This is a genomic window from Bradyrhizobium sp. AZCC 1678 (assembly GCF_036924765.1).
Lineage (GTDB): Bacteria > Pseudomonadota > Alphaproteobacteria > Rhizobiales > Xanthobacteraceae > Bradyrhizobium > Bradyrhizobium algeriense.
In genome coordinates, this window is sequence record NZ_JAZHSE010000001.1 from 6,244,976 (window position 1) to 6,266,009 (window position 21,034).

Genomic DNA, 21,034 nt, shown 5'->3' on the forward strand with positions numbered 1-21,034 from the left:
GAAGGAAACGCATGAAAGAAATTGCATGAAGGCCGTGGTTGTCGAGAACTACGATTCGATCGACGGCATCTCGATCAAGGAGATCGATACGCCCGGCGTTTCCAAAGGCTGCGTCCGCGTCAAGGTCGGCGCCGCGGCGGTCGGCTTCGTCGATGGATTGAAGGTGCAAGGACTTTACCAGACCAAGGACCCGCTGCCGTTCGTGCCGGGCACAGAGTTTGCCGGCATCGTCGACGCCGTTGCCGATGACGTCACCGCGTTCAAACCGGGCATGCCGGTGATCGGCATGACCCGTTCCGGCGCGCTGGCCGAATATATCTCGGTGCCATCTGCGGCGCTCAAGCACCTGCCGCCGCAGGTTCCCTTCGAGGCAGGGGCATCGTTTCAGGCCAACTATCTGACCGGGCTTTACGCGCTGGATGCCCGTGCATCGCTGCGCGACGGCGAGATATTGCTGGTGCTGGGCGCGGCCGGCGGCGTCGGCATCGCCGCCGTTCAACTCGGCAAGCTGATGGGCGCGCGGGTGATCGCAGCCGCCTCGACGGCGGAGAAGCGCGCCTTCGCGGTGCAGTTCGGCGCCGATCAAACCATCGACTACACCCGCGCGGATTGGCGGGATACGCTGAAGGAATTGACCGGCGGGCATGGGCCGGACGTGATCTTCGACCCTGTTGGCGGCGAAGTGGCGCTGCAGGCGTTTCGCTCGATCGCCTGGCGCGGACGGCATCTGGTCGTCGGGTTCGCCTCGGGCACGATTCCGGCGCTGGCGTTCAACCTGCCGCTGCTCAAGGGCGGAGCGCTGCTCGGCGTCGATCTCGCCCAGATCCAAAAGCGCGAGCCGGAGACCCACACCCGCCTGATGGCGCAATTGTTCGACTGGCTGGGATCGGGCAAATTTCAGCCCGTGGTCGGCAAGGTCGTGCCGTTCGAAAATTTCCGCGACGCATTCAAAACCATGCAGTCGCGATCGGCGCTCGGGAAGATGATTGTCAAATTCGGCTGAAGTGACGCATCGATGCAGGATACGAACTGATGCCCCTGGAAAATGGCAATAAATCGCGCCGCCTGATGCATACGCGATCAGTCGAATGCGAAGGCTTTTTGCGCGACGACGGGCTCTGGGAAGTCGAGGCGTGGCTGCGCGACACAAAACCCTTCATCCAGTGCGCCGACCGCTTCCGCGGCGAACTGAAGCCGGGCGCTCCCGTGCACGATATCGGCCTGCGGCTCGCCATCGACGACGGCATGACCATCCGCGAGGCGCAAGCGATGATGCGCGCGACGCCCTGTCCCACCTGCATAGAGGTCGAGCCGATCCTGCAGCACCTGACCGGCGAGCGCATCGGCCCTGGCTGGCGCGAAACCGTGAGGCGCAAGATCGGCCGGCTGGAAACCTGCACGCATCTGATGGAATTGCTCGGCCCCGCCGTGACCACGCTGCACCAGACCATGTCCTACGGCGGGAATCCGGACGGCCGCGATACGCTGGAGAACCAGCAGAACTCCGGCGAGCGCCCATTCTTCATCGGCGGCTGCCATTCCTGGCGCACCGACGGCCCTGATCGGATCCCTGTGAACCTCGGCGGCCACCCCTAGACTTAACCTAAGGGGCCTCAGCGGAGGGATTAGGTCATGGCTATTGTACAATTTACGCGCTTCAAGAGCGACAAGCCTGAGGAAATGGTCAAGACCGCCAAGCAGGCGAAGGCAATCTTCGAAAAGCACGGCGCTGAATTTCTTCGGCTTTCCCGGTTTCACACCGGTATGTGGGCCGGGGAGTTTCTCATCTCTACGCGCTATTCCAGCTGGGAAGTGTACGGAAAGGTACAGGAAGCATTGGCAAAGGACGAAGCATTCGCGAAGCTGTTGGCGCACACGACCACCTTTGCCGAATTGACAGGCCGTAACATCGCAGTCAGCATCGATCTCTGAAGCTCGAAGCTGCGGGCGTCGCTTTCGAATATTGAGGTTCTGGAGCGAACCGCTTCGGCTGCAGCCGTCTCGGACCGGCTGCAATGTGCCGACGCCGCCAAGCGCAGTCGTCTTGACGGTGTCGGTATTGTGCTCGCCGCCTTGTTCGGGCCACGACGGGCAAGGACGACAAAACCCGGCCAAACCTCAAGGCAACAGCTAATTCGCACGATGCAAGTGCCCGATCAAATCGGCTGCATCGCTGCACTCGTTTGCCAGCCCGCCGCGTAGTCCCGCAATGATCCCGGCGCGGTTCATCATGTGGCTACCGTCAAAAAATTGCACGTGGCCTGCAGCGCGCAAATTCGAACTGTAACGCCGATGCTGTCGAGCGCCACGGCGCGGCGCGCCCATGCGACGCCCGGAAACCCTGGAAAGCACCCCTCAGAATAGATATCTGAGATATCACTTATTGACATATTAGCATCAATAATTAGGATGCAAGAATGACCTTTCATATTGGCCCTAGCCTCGCCGGCGAGGCAGGCTGATGATCACTGCGGCTCAATTGCGGGCTGCCAGGGTGCTTCTCGGCATCGACCAGCGTCGGCTCGCGGAGCTGTCGGGGCTTTCGGTGCCAACCATTCAGCGGATGGAAGCGAGTGAGACGATGGTTCGGGGCAATGTCGATTCGCTGGTGAAACTGATCACCGCGCTCGACGATGCCGGCATCGAATTGATCGACGATGGGGCAAACAGCGACGGCGGCGGACGCGGTGTGCGGCTCAAGGCCGGTTCCGGAGCTCGCGCGGAAGACAAGACATCGGGCGGCGCGAGGACGCGCAAATAATGTCGGCCGTCGCCCTGCAAATGGTCTGTGTCGCCGGATTGCTCGGCTTGGCTGTGCTGGCGATCGTTCTGGGCCGGTCGAAGATCTCCACAGCCGTCATCTACGGCGCGACGCTTGCCGTATCGGCGATTGCATTGGCCGGCGCGTTGCGCAGCCTGCTTGGCGGCGCCGATGCCACCACCCTTACCCTGCCGGTCGGCTTGCCATGGCTTGGTGCGCACTTCCGTCTCGACGCATTGGCCTCGTTCTTTCTCGTCGTCATCAATCTGGGTGGGGCGTCGGCAAGTCTCTATGGCCTCGGCTACGGCCATCATGACCCCGCGCCGCATCGCGTGCTGCCGTTCTTCCCCGCCTTTCTCGCCGGCATGAACCTCGTGGTGCTGGCCGACGACGCCTTCTCCTACCTGCTGTGCTGGGAATTCATGTCGCTGGCGTCGTGGGCGCTGGTCGTGGCCCACCATCGCGAACGGGGCAACGCCAAGGCCGGCTACGTCTATCTGGTGATGGCAAGCTTCGGCACGCTCGCCTTGCTGCTCGCGTTCGGCCTGCTGGCGGGTCCGGCGGGAGATTACGGCTTTGCCGCCATTCGCGCCGCCCAGCACACGTCCTACGCGGCGACGCTGGTGCTGATCCTGATGCTGCTCGGCGCCGGCTCGAAGGCCGGCCTGGTGCCGTTGCATGTCTGGCTGCCGCTCGCCCATCCGGCCGCGCCGAGCCACGTTTCCGCGCTGATGAGCGGCGTCATGACCAAGGTCGCGATCTACGGCTTCATTCGCGTCATGTTCGATCTGCTGGGACAGCCGAGCTGGCCGGCCAGCGTAGTCGTGCTGTTCCTCGGCAGCATCACCGCCGTCATGGGCATCCTTTACGCCATGATGGAGAAGGACCTGAAGCGCCTGCTGGCCTACTCCACCATCGAAAATATCGGCATCGTGTTCGTCAGCCTCGGCCTCGCCATGGCATTCCAGGCCAATGGACTGAAGGCGGCGGCGGCGCTCGCCTTCACGGCCGCCTTGTTTCATGCGCTTAACCACTCCTTCTTCAAGAGCCTGCTGTTCTTCGGAGCCGGCGCCGTTCTCACGGCGACGGGCGAGCGCGACATGGACAAGCTCGGCGGCCTCATCCACCGCATGCCGTTCACGAGCTTCGTCGTCCTCGTCGGCTGCGTCGCGATCTCGGCGCTGCCGCCGTTCAACGGCTTCGTTTCGGAGTGGCTGATCTTCCAGGCCGTGCTGCAAAGTCCGGAGCTCCCACAATGGGCGCTGAAGATCATGGTGCCCGCGGTCGGCGCGATGCTTGCGCTCGCCGCCGCACTGGCCGCGGCCTGTTTCGTCAAGACCTACGGCGTGACCTTTCTCGGCCGACCGCGCGGCGCCGCGGCGGAAGTCGCCGGTGAAGTCGATCGTTTCTCGCTCGCGGCCATGTTCATTCTCGCAGCGCTTTGCCTGCTGGCCGGAATCCTGCCGGGGCTGGCGATCGACGCGCTTGCGCCGGTCGCCACCCAGATTCTCGGCAGCCGCATGCCGGCCCAGACGGGTCAGGCCTGGCTTTCGATCGTGCCGATCGCGGAGAGCCGCAGCTCCTACAATGGATTGCTGGTGATGGTGTTCATCACGGCAGCCGCCTCGCTTGCCGTCTATTTCATTCATCGCTTCGCCTCCCACGCGCTGCGACGGGGGCCGGCCTGGGGATGCGGTTTCTCCGACGCCACGCCTGCCGCGCAATATTCTGCCGTCAGCTTTGCGCAACCGATCCGCCGCGTGTTCGGCACGCTAGTGTTCCACGCCCGCGATCACGTTACGATGCCGCCGCCGGGAGACCTCCGGCCGGCGCGGCTGCGGATTGAACTGCATGATCTGGTCTGGAGCGGAATATATGCGCCGATCGCGGATGCCGTCGGCTTCTTGTCGACACGGCTCAATCGCCTGCAGTTCCTGACCATCCGGCGATATCTCAGCCTGGTCTTTGCCACCCTCGTCACGCTGCTGCTGGTGCTCGCGATATGGTCGTGATCTCCGACATCATCGTGCAAGGCGTGCAGATGCTGCTGGTGCTGCTGCTCGCCCCGCTGCTGACCGGTTACGTGCGCAAGATCAAGGCGCGGCTGGTACGCCGCCAGGGCGCCTCGGTCTTTCAGCCCTATCGCGACCTGCTGCGGCTCCTGCGCAAGGAAGTGGTGCTGGCCGACAACGCATCATGGCTGTTCCGCGTCACACCCTACATCACCTTCGCGGCGATCTGGGTCGCCGCCGCCCTGGTGCCGACCTTCGCAACCGGGCTGCTGTTCAACTGGACCGCCGATCTCATTGCTATCGTTGCATTGCTCGGAAGCGCGCGCTTCTTCCTCGCACTCGCGGGGATGGACGTCGGCACCAGTTTCGGCGGCATCGGCTCCAGCCGCGAGGTGATGATCGCAGCGCTTGCCGAGCCCGCGATGCTGCTGATCGTATTCTGTCTGGCGCTGGTCGCCGGCTCGACGCAACTCTCGACCGTCTCGCACTTCCTGGCGTCGTCCTATGTGGGGTTGCGGGTGTCGCTCGGAATGGCGCTGGTCGCGCTGTTCATGGTGGCGATCGCAGAGAACGCACGCATCCCGGTCGACAATCCGGCGACGCACCTCGAACTCACCATGGTGCACGAGGCGATGATCCTGGAATATTCGGGACGGCACCTCGCGATGATCGAACTCGGCGCTTTCCTGAAGCTGCTGCTCTACGTCTCGCTGATCGCCTGCGTGTTCCTCCCCTGGCAGATCGCGCTCTACGGCAGCGGCGCGTTGTCCTACACGATCGGCGCCGGCGCCTACATCGCCAAACTCGCGCTTGCCGGCTTCCTGCTCGCACTGTTCGAGACCGCCACGGCGAAGATGCGGGTGTTTCGCGTTCCGCAGTTCCTCGGCGCGGCGCTCATGCTGGGCTTGCTCGGCACCCTCCTGCTGTTCGTCTCGAGGAGTTTCTGATGCAGATGCATAGCCTCGCCTTCGACGTTTCGCACACGCTGGCCGGTGGCCTGGTGCTGATCAGCCTGATGATGCTGTATCAGGACCGTCTCTATTCGCTGCTCAACGTATTCGCGCTCCACGCCCTGGTGCTGTCGCTCTCGGTCGCCTGGCAGGCTTTCATCCAGGATGCGCCCCATCTCTACGTCACCGCGGTCATCGCCCTGGTGTTCAAGGCGATCATCATTCCGGTGGCCCTGCACCGCATCGTCAAGCAGCTCGGGATTCACCGCGATATCGAATCCGCCGTCGGAATCGGCCCGACCATGCTGGCCGGGATGGGGCTGGTCGCGCTCTCGCTGGTTCTCATGTTGCGGGTGACGAGCGACGCCGACCCGCTGGCGCGCGAAGATCTTGCCTTTGCGCTGTCAGTGGTCCTGCTCGGACTTCTGGTCATGGTGACGCGCCGCAATGCGGTCAGCCAGGTCGTCGGCTTCATGTCGCTCGAAAACGGACTGGTGCTGGCCGCAACCGGCGCCAAGGGCATGCCGCTGGTAGTCGAGATCAGCGTCGCCTTCTCGATCCTGATCGCGTTCATCGTCATCGGCATCTTCCTGTTCCGAATCCGCGAGCGTTTCGATTCGGTGGACGTCTCCGCCCTCGACGACTTTCGGGGCGAACGCCGATGACCCTCTCTTTCTTCAATCCCGTCACCGCGGTCCTGCTGATCCCGATCTGCTGGGCCGCGCTGCTGGCCGCCCTGCCCGGCTACCGTGTGACGGCGCGGCTGAACGTCGTGGCGAGCCTCGCGACGTTCCTGTCTGCGCTCTCGCTGTTCGTGATCGAGCGGCCTAGCCCCGGGCCGTACGTGCTGATCGACGATCTGAACATCGTCTTCATCGTGCTCAATACCTTCGTGGGATTCACCACCAGCATCTTCAGCGCGAGCTATATCGCGCACGAACTAGATACCGGCCGGCTGACGCCGGTGTATCTGCGGTTCTATCATGCCATGTACCAGACCATGATGTTCGGTATGAATCTCGCTTTCGTATCGAACAATATCGGTTTGATGTGGGTTGCCGTCGAACTCGCGACGCTGACGACGGTGCTGATGGTCGGAATCTATCGTACCCACGCCGCGCTGGAAGCGGCCTGGAAATATTTCATCCTGGGCAGCGTCGGAATTGCGCTCGCCTTGTTCGGCACCATCCTGGTCTACATGGCGGCGCGTCCGGTGATGGGCGAAGGCCAGGACGGCATGGTCTGGACGATGCTGGTCGAGCGCGCGGCGAATTTCGACGCGGCCCTTCTCAATGTTGCCTTCGTTTTCCTGTTTCTCGGCTACGGCACGAAGGTCGGCCTCGCACCGCTGCATGCCTGGCTGCCCGACGCGCATGCCGAAGGTCCGACGCCGATATCGGCGGTGTTGTCGGGCCTCTTGCTGAACGTCGCGCTCTATGCGCTGCTGCGCTTCAAGATATTGCTCGCGGCCAACCCCGCTTCGATTGCCCCCGGTCCCCTGATGGTGACGATGGGCCTGGTCTCGCTGATCTTCGCCGCCTTCATGTTGTACCGGCGGCGCGACATCAAACGCCTGTTCGCCTATTCCTCGATCGAACACATGGGCATCATCGTGTTTGCGTTCGGCATGGGCGGTCCGCTCGCCAATTTTGCCGGGCTGCTGCACATGGTGATGCATAGCCTGACCAAGTCGGCGATCTTCTACGCCGTCGGACATATTTCGCAAATCAAGGGTACCCAACGGATCTCGCGGATCCGCGGCTTGACGGTGACCCATCCGGCGCTCGGCTGGGGGCTGGTGGTGGGCGTCGTCGCGATCGCAGGCCTGCCGCCGCTCGGCATCTTCATGAGCGAATTTCTCGTCGTGAGTTCGACCTTTGCCAGGCAGCCGCTGCTCGCGATCGTGCTGGTATTCGGGCTGTTGCTGGCCTTCGGCGCCTTGATGTTGCGCCTGACCAGCGTCGCCTTCGGCGAGCCGCGCGGCAGCACGGCGTCGGCCGAGGCTTCCTACATTCCTATGTTCGCTCATCTCGCACTGGTCTTGGGCGCGGGAGTCTATCTTCCTGCTCCGCTGGTGGTCTGGTTTCAGCATGTGGCCCAATTGCTCGGATAGGAACGACGTGACATGCCATCACTGATCGATTTGACGCTGGAAGGCCGCAAGGTTGGGCAACACCGCCCGTGGCCGCGCGTTATAGTCGATGCTTCGGTCTGGACATTCGCCGCGGCCGAACTGGCGCATGGTCGCTGGAGCCTGCTCGGCCTGTGGGGCGAACCCGCAACGGTTCACATGGCGATCATGGACGGACAGACCGCGGAGATCGCGGTTGTCAGCCTGGATTGCCCCGATCGCACGTTTCCTTCCGTCGGCAAGCATCATCCGCCGGCGCTGCGGCTGGAACGGACCATCAATGATCTGTTCGGATTGTCAGCCGAAGGCTCGCCCGACGTGCGGCCGTGGCTCGATCACAACCGCTGGGGCGTGCGCTTTCCATTGGGCGATCGCATCGACGCGTTGCCGAAGGCGGCGCCTTACCGTTTCCTCGCCGCGGAAGGCGACGGCCTGCACCAGATCGCGGTCGGCCCGGTGCATGCGGGCATCATCGAGCCCGGACATTTCCGCTTTACCGCGAGCGGCGAAACCGTGGTCCGGCTGGAGCAGCGGCTCGGATATGTCCACAAGGGCATCGACGGGCTGATGACCGGCGCCAGCCTGGCGCGCGGTGTTCAACTCGCCGCCCGCACGTCGGGCGACAGCACCGTGGCCTACGCCTACGCGTTTTCGCGCGCGGCCGAAGCAGCCCTCGACCTCGTCATACCTGACCGGGCCGTGTTCCTGCGCGCGCTGCTGGCAGAACTCGAGCGGCTCGCCAACCATCTCGGCGACATCGGCGCGATCTGCAACGATGCCTCCTTTGCATTGATGCACGCGCATTGCGGCGTGCTGCGCGAGAGCGTGCTGCGCGCCGCCGGCGCGGCCTTCGGCCATCGCCTGATGCGCGACGTCATCGTGCCCGGCGGTGTCAGCCGCGACATCAGCGATGGCGGCGTGCAAGCCATCCGGGCCGCGCTGGACAATATCCGGCTGCGCTTTCCGGCTCTGGTCGAACTCTATGACAACACCGCTTCGCTGCAGGATCGCACGGTCGATACCGGCGTGCTCAAACCGCCGCTGGCCAGGCAGTATGCCGCAGGCGGCTATATCGGCCGCGCCTCAGGCCGCTCGTTCGACGCGCGCCGGGCGCTGGCCTATCCGCCCTATGATCGTCTGCGCTTCGATGTTCCCACGCTCGATGAGGGCGACGTCAATGCGCGAGTCTGGATCAGGGTACGCGAGGTCGAGCAAAGCCTTTCGCTGATCGAGCAGATCCTGCGCCGGCTTGCCAAAGGCGCGACGCGCACGGAAGTGCCGCTTGGAGGGGCAGTGCGGGAGGGCATGGCGGTGGTGGAGGGATTCCGCGGTGACGTCCTGGTCTGGCTACGCTTGCGCAATGGCCTGATCGAACGATGTCACATGCGGGACCCGTCCTGGTTTCAATGGCCGCTGCTCGAGGCTGTGATCGAGAACAACATCGTCGCGGACTTTCCACTCTGCAACAAGTCGTTCAACTGTTCCTATTCGGGCCACGATCTGTAAGGAAGTCACGCAATGCGCAAGCTGCTTTTTGAAAGCGTGTTCCGCCGGCCGCTCACCGAGCAGGCGCCCTCACCCGATGACGCTGCCGTGGCGGAACTCGCCACCGCGCTCGGGAAAGCCGCGCGGCGACGGCTCGGCCGGAGCCTGTCGATCCGCGAGGTCGATGCCGGATCCTGCAATGGATGCGAGCTTGAAATTCACGCACTCAACAACGCCTATTATGACGTCGAACGGTTCGGCCTGCGGTTCGTCGCCTCGCCGCGTCATGCCGACGTCCTGATGGTGACGGGACCGGTAACGAAAAACATACGCGAGGCGCTCGAACGCACCTATCACGCGACGCCGAACCCGAAATGGGTCGTCGCGGTCGGAGATTGCGCGCGGAACGGAGGATGTTTTGCCGGCAGCTATGCGGTCGTCGGCGGCGTCTCCGAGGTCGTCCCGGTCGACCTGCACATTCCCGGCTGCCCGCCTGCCCCCACAGCCATGCTGCAAGGATTGCTGGCGCTGCTGGAACACGCGGACGCGGGCGCGGTTACGTCGTGAGGAACGCTATCGAACCCGCTCCAGCACCCTCTTCGGTTGGCGGGCGGTCTTGCTCTTTGTTTTGGGATTTGTGAGATGTTCGCGAAGGCGCACCCCTCGCCCACCTGTGGCGCTCGCGGCGCCCGGATTGATCAACTCGATCCCGGCGCTCTCGAGCGCGGAAACCAGTTTCATCAGGGAATCGACGTTGGCGCGGATCACGCCGTCGCTGGCTTCCATGCGCTGGATGGTCGGCACCGAAAGATCGGCCAGCTCGGCCATTTGCCGCTGATCGATGCTCAGAAGCGCGCGCGCGGCCCTGAGTTGATTGGCGCTAATCATGGGGCAGCTCTCCCGGTTCGGAAGCGGATATATTTATCCCATCTAAATTACCGTCTCAAGCATCAATTTAGAGGTTCAGTATATCAAAGAGGACGCCGCAAATGATCTCTGCATGATTGGCATCCGATTCATGACATGATAAGCGATGTCTCAAACATCCAATTTAATGCATGGTGACGTCAGGTGCGGTTGCTGGGGCGCTATCGGGGCAGGAACGGCGCAATCGAAATTGTCGAATGCTCCGCGGATGGAACGCGGATCTATTTCGAGGAGGGCGTCAGGCAGAGCCAGGCGACGCCCGACGGCGAGAGCGTCTTCAGCTACGTCAAGCTCATGGACGAACTCCTGCATCGCGCGATGAACGTTCTCGTCCTGGGATGCGGCGGCGGGAATCTCGCCACCAGACTGGCGCGTCTTGGAAAGGAGCTGACGATCGTCGACAACAATCCGATCAGCTTCATGATCGCTCAGAGATATTTTGGGCTGCCTGACGGATTGCCGCTGATCGTGTCCGATTTCCGGAAATTCATTCTCGACGACGATCTGCTTTACGACGGGATCGCCATCGATGTCGGAGGTCCGGATTTTTGCTTTGACGATGAATTCGACGTCGAGACTTGCGACGCCATCCGCGCGCGGTTGACGCCCGGCGGCCGCATCGTCATGAACGTGCTGGTCGCGAACGACATCGACCCGGTACCCGATCGCATCGCCGCGCGGCTCCCGGCGACCGGCTGGCAACGTGGATTATCGACGAGCAGGGCGTCCAGGATCGAAATGCAATCATTGCATGCGTGCCGGAGAAGCAGTTGAACGCGCGCCCGGCGCTTGCCGAGGTGATGCAAAACAGCCTCGAGCGCCGGTCGATCCGGCGAAGCAGGTTGCGCGGTCGCAGCCTCGGCGCGATGTATTCCACCGCTGACAGGTAACCAGCCGCGCCGAGAAACGCTCGCTTCAGTTTAAGTAGCGTTACTGCGTTCGACGTGCTGCGCCAGTTTCTCGAGGGTCTGATAACCGAACTCGACCGCGCCGAATCCGATTCCCGCGTCGCGCTGAGCCTTCGTCGGATGCAACTGCCGCAAAGTGATGACGGTCTTGCCGTCGCTCTGCTCATCGAACGTGATGGTGGTGCGGAAAATGCCAGGATCGTTGTCTTTGTCGGCGCCATGATCGATCTCGATCAGGTGCGGCCTCTCGATGCGCCGGAATTGCATCCGGTTCGTATATCGCTTGCCGTCGGGAGCGATCATATCGAACCGCCATTCGCCGTTGACGCGAATATCCATTGACTTTGTCTCGACCCTAAAACCGGCAGGACCAAACCATTGGGGGAGATGGCGCGGATCAACCCAGGCGGAGAACACCAACTCCCGTGGCGCGTTGATCACGCGCGAGAGGACGATCTCTCTATCGAGCGCCCAAGTGGACAGTGGCGTTTCATTTTGACTTGCGTTTGCGGGCATTGGACTTTTCCTCTTTCTTCAGTTTCTCAACGTACATTCCCAGTCGATCCAGTCGTTGCTCCCAAATCTCCCTTTGGGCCGCCAACCAAACCTCGACGGCTGCGAGAGCTTCCGTCTGCAATGCGCACATCCTGACGCGACCGGTCTTCTCGGACGCAACGAGGCCGCTGCTCTCTAGAATGCGGATGTGTTTCATCAGGCTCGGCAGCGCCATTTCGAACGGCTTCGCCAGCTCTCCGACGGATGCCTCGCCATCACATAGTCGCATGACGATCGCACGACGGGTCGCGTCGGACAGGGCGCCGAAAACGTGGTCGAGTTGCATTGATTGGTTAGCCATAAAGCTAACTATAGCGGAGACACAAACGTGTGTCAAGGAAAGTTAGCCATACGGCTAACTAATAGATAGTGAGCACAGCGTCGTCGATCGAGTTCGCCAACTCGACGCAGCAAATTCAGTCGCTTTCGGAGCGAAGCGGACGTGGGGGTGAGCCTTCTGCAGAACCGAATTTATGAGTTCACAGCCTAGCCGGCGTGTTCGATGGCGCGGATGGCGCCGCGCAGTTCAGCGAGCCCGCGCAGCCGGCCGATCGCGGTATAGCCGGGATTGGTGCGTTTGGTTTCCGCGAGATCGTCGAGCATGCGATGACCGTGATCCGGCCGGAACACAATCTGATCGTTCGATGAACGCTTGCGGTTCTCGGTGAGCAACGCCTTGAGCACCGCGATCATATCGACGTCGCCGTCGAGATGATCGGACTCGAAAAACGACAGGCCGTCGCCTTCCCGCTTGGTCGCGCGCAGATGGGCAAAGCCGATCCGCGGCGCAAAGCGCTTCGCCATCGCGGGCAGATCGTTTTCCGCGCGCACACCAAGCGAGCCGGTGCAGAAGCAGATACCGTTGGCCTTCGACGGCACCGCATCGAACAGCGCCTGATAATCCTCGGCCGAGGATGCAATGCGCGGCAGGCCGAACAGCGGCCGCGGCGGATCATCCGGATGCAGCGTCAGCGTCACCCCAAGCTGCTCGGCGACCGGCGTCACGCGCGCGAGGAATTCGCTGAGGTGCCGGCGCAGCACCGCGGAATCGATGCCGCGATACTGCTGCAAGCGGTCGCGGAATTGCGGGATCGTCAGCGGATCGGTGGTGGAGCCCGGCAGCGCACTGGCAATGTTGGTGACGAGGACGTCGATATCGGCCTGCGTCATCCGCGAATACACTTCCTCGGCGCGACGCCGCGCGGCCTCGGAATATTCGAGCGGCGCCTCGGGGCGCTCCAGGATATGCAGATCGAACGCCGCGAACCGTTCATGGTCGAAGCGCATCGCCTTGGCGCCGTTCGGCAGTTCCCATTCGAGATCGGTGCGGCACCAGTCCACGACGGGCATGAAATTGTAGCAGATGATCTTGATGCCGGCAGAAGCCACCGCCTCGAGGCTCGCGATCCAGGCCTCGATCGAGCCGGTCGCCTTCCCGCCGAGCCGCTTGACGTCATCGGGGATCGGAATCGATTCCACCACCGACCATATCAACGGCGCCCGGCCGGGCTGCGAGTTCTCGATCAGGTTCTTGCGCTCTTCGACCGCCGCGCGCGTCCAGGCCTCGCCGATCGGCACCTGATGCAGCGCCGTCACCACGTCGGTCGCGCCGGCCTGGCGGATATCGTCGAGCGACACTGGATCATTGGGCCCGTACCACCGCCATCCCTGCAGCATCATGGGCGATCTCCTGAAGCGAAAATTGCAATCACGCCGTCAGCACGACCTTGACGCTTTGCGAACGGTCGAGCGCTAGCCGAACCGCGTCGGGTGCCACCGAAAGCGGGCGCTCCGCCGTCACCAGCGAAAGCACGTCGACGCTGCCATCGGCGATCAGCTCGACCGCGGTGAAGAATTCCATCCCGAAGCGGAACGAGCCGCGGAGGTCGATCTCCTTGGCCATCACCGCATTCGCCGGCACTGCAATCTGTCCGCCCGGCAGGTTACCGACCTGAACCACGACGCCGCCGCGCCTGACGGCGCCGATGGCGCTGGCAAGGCCTGCGGCCGTTCCCGAAACTTCAAACGCGACATCGAACGGACGCGTCGCGGCTTCCGCCTTCAGCGCCTCCTCGCCGCCGGAGATATCGACGACATGGTTGGCGCCAAGCCTTGTCGCGAACGCCAGCGGCGCCGCCGCGATGTCGACGACGGTGGCCTCCGCGATCCCTGCGCGCTGCGCTGCCAGCATGGTCAGCAAGCCGATGGGACCGGCGCCGAACAGCACCGCGCGCTTGCCGGTGACGTCGCCGGCGCGGGTGACCGCATGCAGGCACACCGCCAGCGGTTCGGCGAGCGCCGCCGCCTGAAACGTCACGTGATCGGGAATCTTCACGCATTGCGCGGGAATGGCGTCGAAGTAGGACGCAAAGCCGCCTTGCATATGCGGGGTCTTCGAGGCCGAACCCATGAAGAAGATGTTCTCGCAGAGATTGGGCCGGTTCTCGCGGCAAGGCTTGCAATGGCCGCACCAGCGCGACGGATTGAGGGCGACGCGGTCGCCGACCTTCACATCGGGAACGGAGCCCGCGATCTCGACCACCTCGCCCGCGATCTCGTGGCCGAGCACCAGCGGCGAGGTCACGACGAAATCGCCGGTGCGGGCATGGCGGTAGTAATGCATGTCGGAGCCGCAAATGCCGCCGGCGCCGAAACGAATCCGCACCATGCCGGACGCCAGGGGATCGAGCGGCCGCTCGACCATGCGCAGATCTTCCGGGCCGAACAGCGTTGCGGCCAAAGCCATCGATGTCATCTTGAGAGTCCCATATATTTCGGTAGCCAGAGCGTCAGCTCCGGGATGTAGGTGATGGCGACGAGCGCCAATAGCAGCGGCACCAGCCACGGCAGAATCGCCATGGTCGTGCGCTCGACGGACAGTTTCGCCACGCGCGCAAGCACGAACAGCACCATGCCGAGCGGCGGATGTAGCAAGCCGATCATCAGGTTCAGCGTCATGATCAGGCCGAAATGAATGGGATCGATGCCCAGTTTCAGAACGATCGGCAGCAGGATCGGAACCAGAATGGTGATCGCGGCAATGGTGTCGATGAAGCAGCCGACGAACAGGATCAGGATGTTGGCCAGCAGCAGGAACACCCATTTGTTCTGGGTGATCCCGAGCATCGCATCCGTCAGCGTCTGCGCCGCCTGCGACACGGTCAGCAGCCACGCGAAGATCGAGGCCGCCGTCACGATGAACAGCACCGACGCCGTGGTCTCGATAGTGTCGAAAGTCGCTTTCGCCACCGTTTGCAGCGTCATCGAGCGATAACGCACCAGCCCGAGGAACAGCGACCAGATCACCGCGGCAACCGCGGCTTCGGTCGGCGTGAACCAGCCGAGCGTCATGCCGCCGATCAGGATGACCGGCGCCATCAGCGCCATCACCGCGGAGAAATCGAAATACCAATCGAGCGCCAGCAGCGCCACGAGACCGATGCCAACCGCCATGTTCACCGACATCCCGCCGACGACCAAGAGCCAGACCACCAGCGGGAATGCCAGGACGATAAAGATTTCGAGGGCGGCCGAACCGATCTGCGGCCATGAGAACGGGGTATCGCTGCCCCAGCCGTTCTTGTGGGCGAAATAGGCCACCGTCGCCATCATGGCCAACGTCATGACGACGCCGGGAATCACGCCGCCGAGGAACAGCGCGCCGATCGAGACGTTCGCCATCATGCCGTAGATCACGAACGGCAATGACGGCGGGATGATCGGCCCGAGCGTGGCGGACGCCGCGGTGACGCCGACGGCGAACTCGGTCGAGTAGCCGTGGTCCTTCATCGCCTTGATCTCGATGGTGCCGAGGCCAGCGGCATCCGCGATCGCGGTACCGGACATGCCGGAGAAGATCACCGAGCCCACGATATTGACGTGGCCGAGACCGCCGCGCATCCAGCCCACCAGCGCGACCGCGAATTTGTAGATGCGGCCTGTCACGCCCGCGATGTTCATGAGATTGCCGGCCAGAATGAAAAACGGCACGGCCAGCAGCGGAAAGCTTTCGACGCCCGCGATCATGCGCTGCGCCAGCGTCACGTCCGGCGTGATGCCGGTGACGAGAATGTACACCAGCGACGACACCGCCATGGCGAGCGCGACCGGCAGGCCGACCAGCATCAGCAGCAGAAATCCCCCAAGCAGCAGCAGCATCGCCCTAGCCTTCCGTTCCGTCGAAGGCGCCGGGGCGCTCCAGGATCGAATAGCCCCGCCGCCAGTTTTCGACCGCGATCTGGATCGAGCGCGCGAACATCAGCACGAAGCCGAGCACCACGGCGTAATAGACAAAACCTTTTTGGAACTTGATCGTGGTCATCCGCTCGTCGCCGATGATCTGGGTGAATTGCCAGACCAGCTTGATCGCGTATCCGAAGAAGGCGATGCGGATCAGGTCGATGACGGTCGATAGCGCGCGCGCCGGAAGATGCGGCAAATAGCGGAACAGCAGATCGACCTGGATGTGCCGCGACAGCCGAACGCACATCGCCGAGCCGATGAACACCACGCCGATCAGGCAGTAGGTCGCGATTTCCTCGGTCCAGGCATAGCTGTCGTTGAGGACATAGCGGGTGAAGAACTGCAGGAAGACCGACAGCGCCATGATCCAGAAGATGACCAGCGCCAGCCAGTCCTCGGGCGCATATCCGCTTAGATCGGCGCCCTTGGGGACCTCGTCCTCAAAGGTGTGGGCGATCTCGTCCGCCGTGATCTGCTTGTGCACTTCAACCGTCGACATGCGCCCTCCCCGAGTTGGGCTTTGAGAAGTCTCCGCCGTGCCTGCCGCGAACGTGGCAAGCACGGACGGAAGCCATAGCCGTTTACTTCACCGCCTGGATGCGTTCCCAGTCCGCCTTGCGGTAGTCGAAGCTCTCGAAGCTGACGGTCTTGAGGACGGTATCGCGGAACTCAGACTTGTTGACCTCGGTCACCGTCAGGCCCTTCTGCTTGAAGAAATCGACCAGCTTGGCTTCGTTGGTCTTGATCTCGGCGGTCGCCTTCGCGGCCGCTTCCTGCGCGACGTCGGTGAAGATCTTGCGGTCTTCCTCAGACAACTTTTTCCAGAGCGCGCCGGAGACCACGGTGTTGAGATGATCGACGATGTGGCCGGTCAGCACGATATGCTTCTGCACCTCGTAGAACTTCTTCGCTTCGATCGTGGTGAGCGGATTTTCCTGGGCTTCCACGGTGCCGTTCTGCAGGGCGAGATAGACCTCGGCAAACGCGATCGGTGCGGTATTGGCGCCGCAGGCGCGCGGCATCGCGAGATAGGCCGGCACGTCAGGCACACGAATCTTGAGGCCCTTCATGTCGGCGCAGGTCTTGATCGGCTTGTTCGACGAGGTGTGACGTACACCGTAGTAAGTCACCGCCACGATGCGATGGCCGGTCTTGTCCTCGTAGCCCTTCGTAAGTTCCTTGAAGACGTCGCTCTTGGTATAGGCCAGCAGATGGTCGGCATCGCGGAAGGTGTAGGGATAGTAGGTCACGCCGATCGGCGGAAAGCTCTTGGCCGCAAAGCTCGAGCCGGAAATGATCATGTCGACCGAGCCCAACGAAAGCCCCTGGTTGATGTCGGTTTCCTTGCCGAGCTGCGAGGCCGGATAGACGTCGATCTGGTAACGCCCGCTGGTGCGCTTGTTGATTTCGCCGGCTGCCCAGACGGAAGCTGTGTGGAACGGCTCGGAAGTCTCGTAAACATGCGCCCATTTGAGTTTGGTCTGCGCCATGCCCGATGTGGTCGCGGCCAACAGCGCAGCGGACGCCGCGAATGCAATCGTCAATTTCTTCAACACGTGAATTCCTCCCTTGCTACAATTTGTTTTTGTTACTCAACCGGTGCGGCATTTCGCCGAACCGTTCGAATTCTTAGTCTTTCCCTGATCGTTCAGCCGCTACTTGCGCGAACGCGGGAGGCGGACGAGGCTTCGGCTCCGAAATTTTGCGCAAAGCGCGCTTGCGAACGCGCCAAGTGCTCGCGCATCGTCACGCGCGCCGCGTCGGCATCATGCGCGGCAATGGCATCGCGGATCGCCCGGTGCTCGGCCAGCGCCGCATTCCAGGATTCCGGATTCTCGAAATAGTGGGCGAGCTTGGCGAAGTAGGGATTGAGCCGCTGGTCGAACAACTCGCCGACGACACGAACCAGCACGGCGTTGTCGAGACATCCGGCTACAGCGACATGAAACGCGCGGTCATGGATCATCGAGGCCTCGCCCGGATGCTGCACCTTGGCCATCGCATCCAGCGAAGCGTCGATGCGCGCGATGTCTTCGGGTGTCGCCACCCGCGCGGCCTGTTCGGCGATGGCGCCTTCAAGGAATTCGCGGGCGCGTAAGAGTTCGAACGGGCCTTCGATCTCGGCCGCCGCCGGCAAGGGCGGCGCGAGCGCCGCCGGTTCACTGACATAAATTCCGGAGCCGACGCGAATTCGGACCCGGCCCTCGACTTCCAGGGCGATCAGGGCTTCGCGCACCGTCGGCCGCGACACTTTCAACTGTTCGGCAAGATCGCGCTCGGTCGGAAGTCGGCTGCCCACGCGGTATTCGCCGCTGTCGATCAAGGCGCGGAGCTGATCGGCAACCTGGCGATAAAGACGTCGCGCTTCCACGGCTTCGAGCGGCACGCTCGGCTCTCCCTGACGATCCCTTAAGTGATCGATTTTTCTTGCTTTGATCGGGCCAAGGCCAATAAATCGGCAATATTGGCCTTACCAATTGACCAAAGATTGATAGATCGTGCCGCCCATGTCAAGCGAAACGCCGAAAGATCACGTTTACGGCCCGAAAGTCGGCGATTTGCGCCTGTCCAACGCCAGCCTCGACACACTTCCCGGCCATATCGGGCGACCGGCCTATGACCGCTCGCGCGTCACGCCGGGCATCGTCCATCTCGGAATCGGCGCGTTCCACCGGGCACACCAGGCGGTGGTGATCGACGAACTCCTTGCAGGTGGCGCGACGGACTGGGGAATCGTCGGGGCCAGCTTGCGCAGTCCGGAAACGCGCGATGCCCTCGCCCCGCAGGATTGCCTCTACACCCTCGCCGTTCGCTCCGGCGCGGGCACCGATCACCGGATCATCGGCTCGGTCCTCGCATGCGAAGTCGCCAAGGAGAGACCCACCCCTCTGATCGCGCGCCTCGCTCACCCGGCCACGCGCATCGTCTCGCTGACGGTCACCGAGAAGGGCTACTGCCACACGCCGCAAACCGGCGACCTCGACGAAAATCATCCCGACATCGTTCATGACCTGCAAAATCCGGGCACGCCGCGCTCGGCCATCGGATTCCTGGTGGCCGCGCTGGCGCGCCGGCGGATTGCGGGTGCCGCCCCCTTCACCGTTCTATCGTGCGACAATCTCTCCGCCAACGGCCATACGGTGGGGCGGATCGTGACGCAGTTCGCCGCCTTGCGGTCGCGCAACCTCGCCAAATGGATTGAGACCGAGGTTGCCTTCCCGTCGACAATGGTGGACCGGATCGTGCCGGAGACCACCGACCTCGACCGATCAGAGGTTTCCTCCGCGCTCGGCATGACCGACGCGTGGCCGGTGGTAACGGAGCCGTTCACGCAATGGATCGTTGAAGATCGCTTTCCAGCCGGACGGCCGGATTTCGCGGCCGCAGGCGTGCAAATGGTCTCGGATGTGACGCCGTTCGAGCACATGAAACTGCGGCTGCTAAATGCCAGTCACTCGGCGCTGGCCTATCTCGGCTATCTCGCCGGCCATGAGACCATCGCCGCGGCCATGACCGACCATCGCTTCGCGGCCTTTGCCCAGCGGGTAATGCAGGATGCGGCGCCAACGCTGACGATGCCCGAAGGTACCGACCTTGCCGCCTACAGCGCGTCACTGCTGCACCGCTTCTCCAATGCCGCCCTGCATCACCGTACTTGGCAGATCGCGATGGACGGCTCGCAGAAACTGCCGCAGCGGCTGCTCGCCACCATGCAGGACCGGTTGTGGCTGGGCCTTTCGATCGACACGCATGCGCTCGCGGTAGCGGGCTGGATGCGCTACGTCACAGCAAAGGACGAACAGGGACGCGCCATCGACGTGCGCGATCCGCTTGCCAGGGAACTGGCCGATATCAGCGAGCGCGCCGGCCCGTTCGCGGAGCGCCTCGCTCCCGCGCTGCTGGAGGTGAACTCCATTTTCGGCAACCTCGGCAGCGATCCTCGCGTGCGCAACGCCGTCACCGAGGCGCTCTCAAAACTCTATGCCCTGGGTGCACGACAGACGGTGCAGACGTTTCAGCCAACTTGACTGCTAGGTCAGAACCACCTGATGGCAAGGCCCCCGCGACCGCCGTTCATTTCGGAAATTCAGCAGGCCACGGAGACAACAACGTCCTGGTGAGTTGGTGATTGGGATCGGCGAGCCCGTCGATGACATCGAAATGATGCCGGCCGGGTTCTTCGATCATGCAGGTTCTCGCGCCGAGCCCGGTCCAGATGTTGGCGAGGAGCGCGTTCTGGCGGACGAATTCCGGGCGCTCGGCGCTGCCCACCCAGCACGTCACGCGTGCATTCTGCATCGGCTCCAGCAATGCGGGGCTTTCCACGAGCGCCTCGGCCTCGTCGATCCGGAGGTCCGTATTCATGGCGGTCTTCGTCAGCGGACGAAGGTCATGAACCCCGGAAATGGAAACCGTGTGGCTGATGCGCGCCCGGACATCGTCCGGGAGCGGCGACGTCGCCGAAATCATGCGTGTCACCAGATGCCCGCCGGCGGAATGCCCGGTCAGAAAAAGCGGGCCCTCGACCATCGCGGCGGCGCGCTCGACGGCCGCGGCAATTTCGCGCGTGATTTCGGAGATGCGCACGGTCGGGCACAGCGTGTAGGAAGGCATCGCCACCGCATAGCCGCTTTCAACCGATCCGCGCGCGAGATGCGACCAAAAGCTCTTGTCGAGCGCCTTCCAGAATCCGCCATGGACGAAGACGACCAGGCCGTTTGGCCGGCCTTCCGGTCCAAAGAGATCGAAGCGGTTTCGTGCGCGCTCGCCATAGCTGATATCGAGCGTCGCGCGGCCGCCACCCTGGAGTGCATCGCGATAGGCCTGCGCGGGCTGCACCCACGCGGCCGGCCAGCGTTCGCCGCCCGGAATGTTCGGAGCATTCGCATAGGCGTCGTTCCAGTCGGAAATCTGATGAAAAATCACGCGGTTCGGTTTCCATTCGATCTTGTGGGCCAGCGGATGCCCATCCGCCGGCAACAAGTCTATACCGGGACGCACGCCTCCCGCCCATAAATTTCAAGCTTGAAATAATCGATGTCCGCGCGAATAATTCCCCCGGG

General features: G+C 62.9%; 22 protein-coding genes. 12 read left to right on the plus strand and 10 right to left on the minus strand.

The window, feature by feature from the left end; translation table 11 throughout:
* Nucleotides 1-25: 25 nt before the first annotated feature.
* The 10 genes from V1294_RS30055 (at nt 26) to V1294_RS30100 (ending at nt 9,906) form a co-directional block, all read left to right on the plus strand.
* Nucleotides 26-1,003, plus strand: a complete 978-nt coding sequence (locus V1294_RS30055) for an NADPH:quinone oxidoreductase family protein (RefSeq protein ID WP_334502272.1) — start codon at nt 26-28, stop codon at nt 1,001-1,003.
* A 29-nt stretch (nt 1,004-1,032) separates the two neighbouring features.
* Nucleotides 1,033-1,596, plus strand: coding sequence for a DUF2889 domain-containing protein (locus V1294_RS30060; RefSeq protein WP_334502274.1), 564 nt, complete (start codon nt 1,033-1,035; stop codon nt 1,594-1,596).
* Nucleotides 1,597-1,632: 36 nt separating this feature from the next.
* On the plus strand, nt 1,633-1,932 hold the full coding sequence (locus tag V1294_RS30065; RefSeq protein WP_334478621.1) for a hypothetical protein: 300 nt from the start codon (nt 1,633-1,635) through the stop codon (nt 1,930-1,932).
* Between the two features lie 529 nt (nt 1,933-2,461).
* On the plus strand, nt 2,462-2,761 hold the full coding sequence (locus V1294_RS30070) for a helix-turn-helix domain-containing protein (protein WP_334502276.1): 300 nt from the start codon (nt 2,462-2,464) through the stop codon (nt 2,759-2,761).
* Nucleotides 2,761-4,773, plus strand: coding sequence for a hydrogenase 4 subunit B (gene hyfB / locus V1294_RS30075; protein ID WP_334502278.1), 2,013 nt, complete (start codon nt 2,761-2,763; stop codon nt 4,771-4,773). Before V1294_RS30070 ends, hyfB begins: the two co-directional genes overlap by 1 nt.
* On the plus strand, nt 4,764-5,720 hold the full coding sequence (locus V1294_RS30080) for a respiratory chain complex I subunit 1 family protein (protein ID WP_334478617.1): 957 nt from the start codon (nt 4,764-4,766) through the stop codon (nt 5,718-5,720). Before hyfB ends, V1294_RS30080 begins: the two co-directional genes overlap by 10 nt.
* A gap of 5 nt (nt 5,721-5,725) precedes the next feature.
* Nucleotides 5,726-6,388 carry a hydrogenase-4 component E gene (locus V1294_RS30085; RefSeq protein WP_334489563.1) on the plus strand — a complete coding sequence of 221 codons (663 nt, stop codon included), beginning with the start codon at nt 5,726-5,728 and terminating at the stop codon, nt 6,386-6,388.
* Nucleotides 6,385-7,836: a hydrogenase 4 subunit F gene (locus V1294_RS30090; RefSeq protein WP_334502280.1), complete on the plus strand. Its 1,452-nt coding sequence runs from the start codon at nt 6,385-6,387 to the stop codon at nt 7,834-7,836. The genes V1294_RS30085 and V1294_RS30090 overlap by 4 nt, the downstream gene beginning before the upstream one ends.
* Before the next feature lie 12 nt (nt 7,837-7,848).
* On the plus strand, nt 7,849-9,360 hold the full coding sequence (locus V1294_RS30095; RefSeq protein WP_334502282.1) for a hydrogenase large subunit: 1,512 nt from the start codon (nt 7,849-7,851) through the stop codon (nt 9,358-9,360).
* A 12-nt stretch (nt 9,361-9,372) separates the two neighbouring features.
* Nucleotides 9,373-9,906: an NADH-quinone oxidoreductase subunit B family protein gene (locus V1294_RS30100; RefSeq protein WP_334502284.1), complete on the plus strand. Its 534-nt coding sequence runs from the start codon at nt 9,373-9,375 to the stop codon at nt 9,904-9,906.
* Nucleotides 9,907-9,912: 6 nt separating this feature from the next.
* On the opposite strand, the gene V1294_RS30105 is transcribed toward V1294_RS30100, so the two are convergent.
* Nucleotides 9,913-10,227, minus strand: a complete 315-nt coding sequence (locus V1294_RS30105) for a helix-turn-helix transcriptional regulator (RefSeq protein WP_334502286.1) — start codon at nt 10,225-10,227, stop codon at nt 9,913-9,915.
* A gap of 183 nt (nt 10,228-10,410) precedes the next feature.
* Here V1294_RS30105 and V1294_RS30110 point away from each other — a divergent pair, with 183 nt between their 5' ends.
* Nucleotides 10,411-11,040, plus strand: a complete 630-nt coding sequence (locus tag V1294_RS30110) for a class I SAM-dependent methyltransferase (protein WP_334502288.1) — start codon at nt 10,411-10,413, stop codon at nt 11,038-11,040.
* A 146-nt stretch (nt 11,041-11,186) separates the two neighbouring features.
* Here the strand turns inward: V1294_RS30110 and V1294_RS30115 are convergent, their stop codons facing one another.
* The 8 genes from V1294_RS30115 to V1294_RS30150 form a co-directional block, all read right to left on the minus strand.
* Nucleotides 11,187-11,690, minus strand: a complete 504-nt coding sequence (locus V1294_RS30115) for an SRPBCC family protein (protein WP_057854007.1) — start codon at nt 11,688-11,690, stop codon at nt 11,187-11,189.
* Complete coding sequence (locus tag V1294_RS30120; protein WP_417021115.1) at nt 11,665-12,015, minus strand: ArsR/SmtB family transcription factor; 351 nt, start codon at nt 12,013-12,015, stop codon at nt 11,665-11,667. The genes V1294_RS30115 and V1294_RS30120 overlap by 26 nt, the downstream gene beginning before the upstream one ends.
* A 200-nt stretch (nt 12,016-12,215) precedes the next feature.
* Nucleotides 12,216-13,406, minus strand: coding sequence for a mannonate dehydratase (gene uxuA / locus V1294_RS30125; RefSeq protein ID WP_334504869.1), 1,191 nt, complete (start codon nt 13,404-13,406; stop codon nt 12,216-12,218).
* Nucleotides 13,407-13,437: 31 nt separating this feature from the next.
* Nucleotides 13,438-14,484 carry an L-idonate 5-dehydrogenase gene (locus V1294_RS30130; protein ID WP_334502289.1) on the minus strand — a complete coding sequence of 349 codons (1,047 nt, stop codon included), beginning with the start codon at nt 14,482-14,484 and terminating at the stop codon, nt 13,438-13,440.
* Nucleotides 14,481-15,887, minus strand: a complete 1,407-nt coding sequence (locus V1294_RS30135) for a TRAP transporter large permease (RefSeq protein WP_334502290.1) — start codon at nt 15,885-15,887, stop codon at nt 14,481-14,483. The genes V1294_RS30130 and V1294_RS30135 overlap by 4 nt, the downstream gene beginning before the upstream one ends.
* Before the next feature lie 4 nt (nt 15,888-15,891).
* Nucleotides 15,892-16,470, minus strand: coding sequence for a TRAP transporter small permease (locus V1294_RS30140; protein ID WP_334502291.1), 579 nt, complete (start codon nt 16,468-16,470; stop codon nt 15,892-15,894).
* A gap of 82 nt (nt 16,471-16,552) precedes the next feature.
* Entirely contained in the window at nt 16,553-17,527 is a 975-nt protein-coding gene (locus tag V1294_RS30145; protein ID WP_334478598.1) for a sialic acid TRAP transporter substrate-binding protein SiaP, read from the minus strand.
* Between the two features lie 92 nt (nt 17,528-17,619).
* Nucleotides 17,620-18,357 (minus strand): FadR/GntR family transcriptional regulator, encoded by a 738-nt coding sequence (locus V1294_RS30150; RefSeq protein ID WP_334478596.1) that lies wholly within the window; start codon nt 18,355-18,357, stop codon nt 17,620-17,622.
* 121 nt (nt 18,358-18,478) lie between these two features.
* Here V1294_RS30150 and V1294_RS30155 point away from each other — a divergent pair, with 121 nt between their 5' ends.
* The gene (locus V1294_RS30155; protein WP_334502293.1) at nt 18,479-19,999 is read left to right on the plus strand and encodes a mannitol dehydrogenase family protein; all 1,521 of its coding nucleotides are present in this window, start codon (nt 18,479-18,481) and stop codon (nt 19,997-19,999) included.
* A gap of 46 nt (nt 20,000-20,045) precedes the next feature.
* Here the strand turns inward: V1294_RS30155 and V1294_RS30160 are convergent, their stop codons facing one another.
* Entirely contained in the window at nt 20,046-20,897 is an 852-nt protein-coding gene (locus V1294_RS30160; protein WP_334502295.1) for an alpha/beta hydrolase, read from the minus strand.
* Nucleotides 20,898-21,034 lie beyond the last annotated feature (137 nt).

Coding starts and splice junctions, on each gene's coding strand:
- V1294_RS30055 (WP_334502272.1), top strand. CDS start 26: ATGAAGGCCGTGGTTGTCGAGAACTACGATTCGATCGACGGCATCTCG.
- V1294_RS30060 (WP_334502274.1), top strand. CDS start 1,033: ATGCCCCTGGAAAATGGCAATAAATCGCGCCGCCTGATGCATACGCGA.
- V1294_RS30065 (WP_334478621.1), top strand. CDS start 1,633: ATGGCTATTGTACAATTTACGCGCTTCAAGAGCGACAAGCCTGAGGAA.
- V1294_RS30070 (WP_334502276.1), top strand. CDS start 2,462: ATGATCACTGCGGCTCAATTGCGGGCTGCCAGGGTGCTTCTCGGCATC.
- hyfB (WP_334502278.1), top strand. CDS start 2,761: ATGTCGGCCGTCGCCCTGCAAATGGTCTGTGTCGCCGGATTGCTCGGC.
- V1294_RS30080 (WP_334478617.1), top strand. CDS start 4,764: ATGGTCGTGATCTCCGACATCATCGTGCAAGGCGTGCAGATGCTGCTG.
- V1294_RS30085 (WP_334489563.1), top strand. CDS start 5,726: ATGCATAGCCTCGCCTTCGACGTTTCGCACACGCTGGCCGGTGGCCTG.
- V1294_RS30090 (WP_334502280.1), top strand. CDS start 6,385: ATGACCCTCTCTTTCTTCAATCCCGTCACCGCGGTCCTGCTGATCCCG.
- V1294_RS30095 (WP_334502282.1), top strand. CDS start 7,849: ATGCCATCACTGATCGATTTGACGCTGGAAGGCCGCAAGGTTGGGCAA.
- V1294_RS30100 (WP_334502284.1), top strand. CDS start 9,373: ATGCGCAAGCTGCTTTTTGAAAGCGTGTTCCGCCGGCCGCTCACCGAG.
- V1294_RS30105 (WP_334502286.1), bottom strand. CDS start 10,227: ATGATTAGCGCCAATCAACTCAGGGCCGCGCGCGCGCTTCTGAGCATC.
- V1294_RS30115 (WP_057854007.1), bottom strand. CDS start 11,690: ATGCCCGCAAACGCAAGTCAAAATGAAACGCCACTGTCCACTTGGGCG.
- V1294_RS30120 (WP_417021115.1), bottom strand. CDS start 12,015: ATGCAACTCGACCACGTTTTCGGCGCCCTGTCCGACGCGACCCGTCGT.
- uxuA (WP_334504869.1), bottom strand. CDS start 13,406: ATGCTGCAGGGATGGCGGTGGTACGGGCCCAATGATCCAGTGTCGCTC.
- V1294_RS30130 (WP_334502289.1), bottom strand. CDS start 14,484: ATGACATCGATGGCTTTGGCCGCAACGCTGTTCGGCCCGGAAGATCTG.
- V1294_RS30135 (WP_334502290.1), bottom strand. CDS start 15,887: ATGCTGCTGCTGCTTGGGGGATTTCTGCTGCTGATGCTGGTCGGCCTG.
- V1294_RS30140 (WP_334502291.1), bottom strand. CDS start 16,470: ATGTCGACGGTTGAAGTGCACAAGCAGATCACGGCGGACGAGATCGCC.
- V1294_RS30155 (WP_334502293.1), top strand. CDS start 18,479: ATGTCAAGCGAAACGCCGAAAGATCACGTTTACGGCCCGAAAGTCGGC.